Source organism: Gilliamella sp. HK2 (genome assembly GCF_001690265.1).
Lineage (GTDB): Bacteria > Pseudomonadota > Gammaproteobacteria > Enterobacterales > Orbaceae > Gilliamella > Gilliamella apicola_C.
Window position 1 is genome coordinate 22,854 of sequence record NZ_LZGV01000027.1, and the last position, 8,541, is coordinate 31,394.

General features: G+C 31.4%; 12 protein-coding genes. 5 read left to right on the forward strand and 7 right to left on the reverse strand.

What is annotated here, in order from left to right:
• Nucleotides 1–7 precede the first annotated feature (7 nt).
• Both A9G45_RS02895 and trfA read right to left on the reverse strand, forming a co-directional pair.
• Nucleotides 8–289, reverse strand: a complete 282-nt coding sequence (locus tag A9G45_RS02895; RefSeq protein ID WP_065566816.1) for a TrfB-related DNA-binding protein — start codon at nucleotides 287–289, stop codon at nucleotides 8–10.
• An 825-nt stretch (nucleotides 290–1,114) separates the two neighbouring features.
• Nucleotides 1,115–1,921: a plasmid replication initiator TrfA gene (gene trfA / locus A9G45_RS02900; RefSeq protein WP_065566815.1), complete on the reverse strand. Its 807-nt coding sequence runs from the start codon at nucleotides 1,919–1,921 to the stop codon at nucleotides 1,115–1,117.
• Between the two features lie 225 nt (nucleotides 1,922–2,146).
• On the opposite strand from trfA, the gene A9G45_RS02905 reads away from it, so the two are divergent.
• The 5 genes from A9G45_RS02905 to trbK all read left to right on the forward strand — a co-directional run bounded on the left by A9G45_RS02905 (nucleotide 2,147) and on the right by trbK (nucleotide 4,754).
• Nucleotides 2,147–2,494 carry a helix-turn-helix domain-containing protein gene (locus A9G45_RS02905; RefSeq protein WP_065566814.1) on the forward strand — a complete coding sequence of 116 codons (348 nt, stop codon included), beginning with the start codon at nucleotides 2,147–2,149 and terminating at the stop codon, nucleotides 2,492–2,494.
• Nucleotides 2,495–2,564: 70 nt separating this feature from the next.
• On the forward strand, nucleotides 2,565–3,527 hold the full coding sequence (trbB, locus tag A9G45_RS02910; protein WP_065566813.1) for a P-type conjugative transfer ATPase TrbB: 963 nt from the start codon (nucleotides 2,565–2,567) through the stop codon (nucleotides 3,525–3,527).
• 311 nt (nucleotides 3,528–3,838) lie between these two features.
• Nucleotides 3,839–4,036 carry a hypothetical protein gene (locus tag A9G45_RS02915; protein ID WP_065566812.1) on the forward strand — a complete coding sequence of 66 codons (198 nt, stop codon included), beginning with the start codon at nucleotides 3,839–3,841 and terminating at the stop codon, nucleotides 4,034–4,036.
• Nucleotides 4,037–4,060: 24 nt separating this feature from the next.
• A complete protein-coding gene (locus A9G45_RS02920; RefSeq protein WP_065566811.1) occupies nucleotides 4,061–4,447 on the forward strand; it encodes a hypothetical protein in 387 nt (128 codons plus the stop codon).
• 76 nt (nucleotides 4,448–4,523) lie between these two features.
• The gene (gene trbK, locus A9G45_RS02925) at nucleotides 4,524–4,754 is read left to right on the forward strand and encodes an entry exclusion lipoprotein TrbK (protein ID WP_065566810.1); all 231 of its coding nucleotides are present in this window, start codon (nucleotides 4,524–4,526) and stop codon (nucleotides 4,752–4,754) included.
• Nucleotides 4,755–4,805: 51 nt separating this feature from the next.
• On the opposite strand, the gene A9G45_RS02930 is transcribed toward trbK, so the two are convergent.
• The 5 genes from A9G45_RS02930 to A9G45_RS02950 form a co-directional block, all read right to left on the reverse strand.
• Nucleotides 4,806–5,333, reverse strand: coding sequence for a hypothetical protein (locus A9G45_RS02930; protein WP_065566809.1), 528 nt, complete (start codon nucleotides 5,331–5,333; stop codon nucleotides 4,806–4,808).
• Entirely contained in the window at nucleotides 5,333–5,899 is a 567-nt protein-coding gene (locus A9G45_RS02935; protein ID WP_065566808.1) for a TrbM/KikA/MpfK family conjugal transfer protein, read from the reverse strand. The genes A9G45_RS02930 and A9G45_RS02935 overlap by 1 nt, the downstream gene beginning before the upstream one ends.
• A complete protein-coding gene (gene trbL / locus A9G45_RS02940; RefSeq protein ID WP_065566807.1) occupies nucleotides 5,896–7,452 on the reverse strand; it encodes a P-type conjugative transfer protein TrbL in 1,557 nt (518 codons plus the stop codon). Before trbL ends, A9G45_RS02935 begins: the two co-directional genes overlap by 4 nt.
• Before the next feature lie 11 nt (nucleotides 7,453–7,463).
• Entirely contained in the window at nucleotides 7,464–8,231 is a 768-nt protein-coding gene (gene trbJ, locus A9G45_RS02945) for a P-type conjugative transfer protein TrbJ (RefSeq protein ID WP_065566806.1), read from the reverse strand.
• Nucleotides 8,232–8,242: 11 nt separating this feature from the next.
• Nucleotides 8,243–8,541: TrbI/VirB10 family protein (locus tag A9G45_RS02950; RefSeq protein ID WP_304363966.1), on the reverse strand; the 299-nt coding region annotated here is incomplete at its 5' end.

The following is an 8,541-nucleotide window of genomic DNA, read 5'->3' on the forward strand; positions in this document are numbered from 1 at the left end:
ATAACCTTTATTTTTTTTCCCATTTTTTTACAATAAAAGCCTTGTGTTCTGGTAAAATTACAGTCACACGTTCATATCCGTCAGGTATTTCTTGACTGTTGTTATATGCATTAAAAACTTTATTAACAGCCTGAGATATATTTCCCTTGCTCATTCCTAATTGTTTTACTAAGTCAATCTGACGAATGCCTTTTACTAATACTTGATATGCAATACCTTTTGTTTTTTTGTTAATGTTTATTTTGCTAATAGCAATAGCAAATTGTTCTTCAGTTAAAGATTTTTTCATAGTTCCCCTTTTTTCTATTTTCACTATATAAAAGTTTAATTAAACTTTTCAAAAAGTCAATAATATTTAGCGGCTAAAATAGTTTTTTTCAATATATAAAAACTCCCAAAAGATCGGTTGGATCATTATTAGATCCTCGATCCATTTTTGGACTTCTTTTTTGGCGTAAAAATGTGTTTTAACTTTATTGTGTTATGTTGGTTATTTTTTGTTTGATTCTTTTTTTTTACTATTTTCTGCCCCCTGCAACGCAGGAATTGGGCAGGCATTATTATAGGGTGAGCCGTAGGCGAGGGCGAAGCCCTGGGGGGATGGGAGCGTAGCGTAGCGTAGCGGGCGGGTTTGAAAAGGGGGGGTACCCCCCTTTGGCGACGGTGGATAAGCAATAAAACAGTGTTTAGTTTATTTTTTAGCCAATTTGAGGCGGCGGTTAAATAAATGGTTATTTTAGGTTATTTAGGTTAAAGGTTAGCTAGGTGTTAAATAATTGATTTTTATTAAAAAAAATAACTCTTCTGCCCCTCAAATGTCAATCATGCGCCCCTCAAATGTCAATCATGCGCCCCTCAAATGTCAATCAATGCGCCCCTCAAATGTCAATCAATGCGCCCCTCAAATATCAATAACATCTATAGTAAATCACAGGTTTATCCACAGATATTGTGAATAAGTTCACATCGTTAGGTATAATTTTAATATTTCATATAAGTAGCACCGCGCCCCTCAAATGTCAATATTTGATATTGAAAACTAAAAGTGCCCCTCAAATGTCAATATTTGATATTGAAAACTAAAAGCGCCCCTCAAATATCAATAGACTATCTGCTATCTAATGCATTTGATATAGTCATTATCAACCCACACAAATTTCACCAAAGAACTTTCTTCAAGCTCTTTACATGCTTTTCTAGTCATTTCTCGCCACTTTTTCATCGTTTTTACATCAGATGAACAAATTAATTTAAAATTCTCTAACGCCAATGGAAATGGTTCTCTATGAGTTGAAAAATAGTCATACATTCGGCGAGCAATCGGAGATAAATTCCGATATTGTATCCATGATATTCTGGAATAATGATTTCCCATAAAAAGATTTACCATATCTTTCGATATTTTAACTTGGCATCGTGATTTCGTTTTATCTCCTCGATTAACAACTCTAAACCGTTCTAAAAATGAAATTGATTCAAGATCACTTTTATACAATCCGGGTCTATTTGATGTAAATCGAACGGCAGATGCTTGGAGTCTCGACAAACAATCTTCCGCTTTTTTATAATATGCACCATTGATCGGCCAATCTATTTCATTGCATAATTCATAAAATGTAAATTCAACCCACTCTCCTAAAGCCGTTCTTTTAGCAAATTCTAAAACCTGCTGCCAGACTAACTCATCATCTTCAGCACGCAATTCAACGCCTGTATAGCTGATCGTTACATTTTTATTAGTACTGTAGATGGCTTGATTTTGTAATGCAGCTCGTTTTACACGTTTATTTCTTACAGTAAATATTGCCGATCTAGCATAATCATTAGGTATACCTCTCATCTCATCGTTCCATGGTGCGACGAGAAATAATGATAGCTGAGTATTATCAGCTAATTCATTAGATTCTTTTTTATCTGTCATACAATATTTTCCCTGTATATGAACAATATTAATTAGATTAAATTGTTCTACTTAATAATTTATTTTAAAATTATTAAACTCATAATACAAATTTTAAAGTTTAATTATAACATTCGATAAATCGAATTAATATTATTTTTTATAGCTTTTTTATGAATAATATTTCGTGTAAAATTACCAACAAATAAAATAAATTTTAGCGGCTAAAATTTAAAAGAGAAATATATGTATAGTGAAATATTTTTATTTAATCTACTGAAAATCATGAAAGAACGTGGATATACAAAATCATATTTGAGTGAAATTTCGGGCATATCCCCCTCTTTCATATCTGAATTAACAAACGGTAAAGCAAATCCATCACTAGCAAATTTAGAAAAAATTGCAATTTCGCTAAATGTTCATTTACATGAAATGCTATTACCAGAAAATATAGATCTCAAAAGTTTAAGTTATACAAAACCTGAATCATTACCTCCTGGCACAGTAAAAATTACAGCAATATTACCCGCACATAAAGCTTTTATTGTTAAAAAGTGGCAAGATGAGATAAAGAAAAAAAGTAAAACATAAATTAATAATTTTATTTATATTCGATATAATGTATATTATAGTTATAATATCTATTATATTGGATAAATTTATGGATACGTCTACAACTGATAATATTGACTCAACAAAAAAAAGGGCTTTAATAAAACTAGAAAGAGATCTCGGAGAGATAATCACATTTCTAAAAGACCCCCTCACCGTTGAAGTAATATTGAATCCTGATTCTTCAATTTGGCAAGAAAAACAAGGCGAACGGCTGAAAATGGTCGGAAGCTTACATCCATCTCGTGCTGAATCAATAATGAGAACAATTGCAGGCTATCACGGAAAAGAATTAACTCGTAAAAACCCTATTTTAGAATGTGAATTACCTTTTGATGGATCACGGTTTGCAGGACAAATATCGCCTGTTGTATTAAATCCTACTTTTGCTATTAGAAAAAAGGCGACTTCAATATTTACATTAGAACAATATGTAGATGCTAAAATAATGTCACAGAATCAATGTGAAAAAATTAAAGAATATATAGCAAATCACAAAAATATTCTTGTGGTGGGTGGCACTGGTAGCGGAAAAACAACGCTATTAAATGCAATGATAGATGCAATGGTTAAAATAAATTCGTCTGAAAGAATAATTATCATTGAAGATACGGGCGAACTACAATGCGCAGCTAAAAACTCAGTTCAGTATCATACAACAGTAGACATATCAATGACACAATTATTAAAAACAACTCTAAGAATGAGACCTGACAGAATATTAGTTGGAGAAGTTCGCGGAGAAGAAGCATTAGATCTACTAGATGCGTGGAACACCGGTCACGACGGAGGTCTTGGAACTCTACATTCAACAACTGCTAAATCAGGCTTGACCCGATTAAAATCTCTAATTTCTAGAAATAAATCAGCACCAAAAAATATTGAACCAGTTATAGCCGAATCAGTACATGTAATAGTTAACATAACAAGAACGAAACAAGGGAGAAGAATAAATGAAATAATAGAAGTAGTTGGATATGAAAATAATCAATATATTTTGAAAAAAGTTTAAATTTTAATTATCAAGGATTTTAAATATGAATTATCAAAACTTAGTTTCATTAAACAAAAACCAATCTATATATAACACTAATATTTTTAAATTCTTAAAAACGACCGTTTTTAGTAAATGTACTAAACCATTTAATGATTAAATTATCAAACCATCCAATATGCCTTAGTTTAACATTTTTAGCCGCTAAAATTGATATCCTATTTTAATAATCTATTTTTTTTGTAACAGAAATCTTTATTTTTCATTAGTAGCTTTTAATTAAACAATTCGATATAATGAATTTAAATTAATTATATGAGGAATCGTATATGAAAACAGAGGATGATTTTGTAGAATTTGCTAAAAAAACGATAAAAAAATATATGAATGCATGTAATAACAATAATACAAATATGACTATTGAAGAAAATGTAAATGCAATAACGGCGCTTATATCTTCAGCATTAGAAGAATTAGAATCATACACCAGTAAAGAAAATTTTTTAGATTTTATAGGGATACAATGAAAATTTAAACAAAGGAGTTAAATAATGGAAAAATTTTTAAGTGCTTTATGCTGGATGATATGGGAAACTTTTTTTTTACTAGCTTTATTTTTTTATCTTTATTTCTTTATTGATGCAATCCCATTAATTCCTCTATATTCAATTATTATTAATGCAATACTAATTGTTGGAATTATGATTACATCAATTGTCAAAAAAGACAAGTTCTATTTTAAACAATTTAAACTATACTTTATTGGATTACTAATCTGTCATTTCACATTTAGCATTGTTAATTTTATAATTTTTAGCGATTCTAATTCTAACTCCCCATTAAATATTAATATGCAAGAATTAACAATTCTGATTTTAAATGTAATTATACCAGTATCAACATATTTATTATGTTTGTTAAATGAAAATAAAAAATGATTTTTCTTAAGACTTGTATTACTATGAAAAAGAAATTAGTAAATTTATCTCATTAGTTAATTTAATGGAGAGATATATGATAAAACTATTAGTTACGGGATTATTAACATTAATGATCTTAAGTGGTTGTGAACAAAAAGAAACAACATCGCAAATTCAATGTAGTGATTATGCACAACTAACTGATGAAAACGCAAAAAAAGAATTAAAAAAACGTTGCCCAACAACAGGTTCTGAAAAAATTAAGCAATCAACAAATAATAAAAATGACAATGGAATTATTTCTAATTTAGAATCATTACCATAATCAATAATTAAAAAGCGGCTAATTTTAAAAACTCTATACTGCCGCTGTTTTTTACCTCCTGATAATATAAATTGTTCTTTCTACATACTTGTTTGTGTTATGTTGATTCCCCTCGATGGGAGTTACAACAATTTTATTAATACTATCAAAATACGTATTTAGATATGTTGCTAGCTTCTCAGAACGTTTAATTAGATCTGCTCGATATATAGCGTTGAATTTTGCGGTTTTTGAATGATAGTTAGAGACTTTTTGATAAATATCTCCTTTATCGTTATTGATATGTTGTTTTATACGCCAAGCTGCTAAATGGTATGGATAGCAACTACCGTGGTGCCCCTCTACACTTTTATATGTAATACCGTATTTTGATAATGTTTTTATATACGATGTATTGAATTGTAAAGGTCCGATATCATAAGTTCCGTTTTTGTTTTTAACATATTGTCCGGGCTTTCCATTTTCTTTTTCTACAACAGCTAAAAAAATGTTCACGGGTACCGAATATCGAGTAGCAGCAGCAATAGCACAAACTACTTGAGCTTGTGCTGTTGGTGGTAAATTGTAATTTATTGCCATTAGTCAATCCAACAAGTTTTTTTGATCGGTTTTTTTATTTCTCTAAACCATTTCTTAGTAATTGTATAACCACGTCTCCAATCTTTGGCATCATAAAATTCTTTATTACATGTATATTTAGGTCGTTTTAAATTAGTATATTCGTGATTAAATAACGCATTACAATATACTGGTAATGTTGCTGTTGTTCTGTATTTGCCATGTGCTTTATCGATAGTTCTATTTAATTCTCTTGCTTTACATAAATTTTCATCTAGTTGATTTGACATTGCATCTACAAGTGATGACATTTTGTTATTCTGATTAGAAACTGGACATAAATTTAAAAAATTTTTTCTTGCTTTAATTGTTCGATTAGGTGAGAAACTACCATGATGATAAATCTTGATTGAAAAATACTTACTGATGGGTGCACTACATTCTGGAGGTCGAGTACTAGATGATAAACATAAAATAACTTCACATGCCGTTTTTGTGTCCCCTGTAAGCTGTTCATCTCCAGGTAAAGCAAAAACAAAACTTGAAACCATTGTTAGAATTAATATTGATAATTTAATTAATTTCATTTTTTATTCTCTCTATTTTTTTTTATTTGTTTAGCTATTTTTCCACCAAATGTATTGTCTACTTTTTCATTAAAGGCTTCTTTTTTGGCGTTAAATGTTTCTTCAATCAATCCACTTGCTCCTGCCATCAAATTTTTCACTCCTGAAGTTAATTTTGAGCCTAAAGAACTAGATTCAGATTCATCACTACTAGAAGAGCCTGAAGAACTAGATTCTGATTCATTACTACTGGAAGAGCCTGAAGAACTAGATTCTGATTCATTACTACTGGAAGAGCCTGAAGAACTAGATTCTGATTCATTACTACTGGAAGAGCCTGAAGAACTAGATTCTGATCCATTACTACTGGAAGAGCCTGAAGAACTAGATTCTGATCCATTACTACTGAAAGAGCCTGAAGAACTAGATTCTGATTCATCACTACTGAAAGCGCTTGAAGAACTAGATTCTGATTCATCACTACTTCCCATTGCTGAAGATAAAGAACCATCAAAATTATCACCAGAACCACCAGAACCTAAAGGAGCATCAAAATTATCAGAATCATCAGAACCACTTGCCCCATTAAATGCTTCAATTATTGCTTTTCCTCCACCACCGATGTTAGCAGCACCACTACTAAATGCTTTACCCGCCATACTCATCCCTGTCGCAGCTGTCGCAGCAGCACCTACTAATGCTCCTGCGGTGAAATTACCTACACCCATTCCACCAACAGAAGCGCCAGTGATAATACCTGACATTAATGAGGGAAGCTTATTAGTAAGATATAACAAAACAATAGAAACAATTAACATCACTGATAATTCGGCAAAGTCTATTGAATCAGACATAGATTGGTAATAATCATCAACAAACGTTTTACCTATCCCGATCAATAAAATCATCGTAAATATTTGAATTGATATACCCAGAACTGTTTTATAGTAATTAATCGCAATATCACTAGTCCATTTGCAACCACCAAATCCGAGTAGAAATATCCCTGCATATAACAACACCCAGGATGTAATTAGCAATATCAACATGTTTATAGCTACTAATGCAATAACAGTTAGAATAACTAGTCCTATCACAACGCCCAGTGCACTATCAATCGGTGACCACATTGATCCCTGATCTAAGACCTTTGCAAAAATACTAAATCCAATGTCAACAACAGAAGATGGGGAGGGAGTTTCTGTTATACCTGCTGCATTTGCTGCAAGCTTACTTAAACTTTTTATTATTGAAGAACCTATTTGTGGTGCATTTTTCAATAACCACAAGTAAAATCCTGTAAAAATCATGAAGCGGACAAGCTCAGTAAACAATTCAGATATATCTGAATTTTTTAACAGCATTATTACAAATGTAAAAACCATCGAAATAAGAACTAAGCACCAAAAAAGCCACAGCGCATTATTTAGTAAAACATCTTGCCATGAACTAGCAACAGCTTTGTACTTTTCTAAAACTTTATCTAGTATCCCTTTATTATCTATATCTGCTAGTACATTATTTGAAAATGAAATTAATAACAGAAAAATGGAAAAAAAATATTTATGTCTCATTCTGATCCACCTTATTTTAGCATTCCTAACATTCCTTTTGACGCAGACGAATTTCCTAGTTTGCTTGCTGCTCTTAATTTCTTAGATATAGCCAATTCTTGAGCATTTTTATTATTTTCGGCCGCTTCTTTTGTTATTAATGCATTATATTGAGAAACTAATAATGCTCGCATTTGCATGAGTTGATTTGCCTGATTACTAGCTAGTTGATTACTATACTGAAGCGCCGCCATCTGGCCATCAGCGCCTCGTACCGCATTTTGTAGCCGTGTTAGCTGTTTAGCATCGTTGTTCAACGCTTTTTGCTGATCTCGTATTGCAACAAATGCAGCCTCTTGGCTTTTTCTTGTTGATTCAATATTAAACTCATTAATTTTATTGATATTTTCTAAATCAGCTGCTGTACATTTACCATCATTTATACACGGCATTGTTCGATAACTATTTACGTTTTTAAACTTATCTAAATATTGTTCAAATGAACCGATTTGATTTTGATAATATTCTAATTTTTTCATAGCATTATTTAGATTATCTATCGTCTGATTTGCTTTATCCCAGATTTCGAATGCCGGACCAGCAGTATTTCTTAATTGATTTTCATACTGTTGCAATTGAGTTTCATATTGTTCTATTTGTTTCAGTGTTTGATTGATCGCCTCCATTGCACTTAATATATTTTGAGCTAAATTTCCAGCGTCAATAACAGGAATACCCGCTGAACTCAAATTAATATTTAACGCAAAAATTAGAATTATCATATTAGCTATTCTTTTCATATATACCATCCTTAATAGTCAAATGATTTATACGGCTTAGAAAAAACCATATCTTTCGTAACAACAATATTAAATCTATAACCTGGGCGAACTTCTATTGTCGGGGCAACATTCATATTTTTATTAATCAACTGCATCGTAGTTTGTCCCAGTTGTTGCCCCAGAGCTTCAGACAGTGCACCACTAGCAGAACGATCGTCGTTATGTTTATTTTGACTGTGCGAAATACCCGCAGTTACGCCAGATAAAAGCACTGCTGAACCAAAAATACGCATATAATGATTATTAACCATATCATTAAGACCAGAAT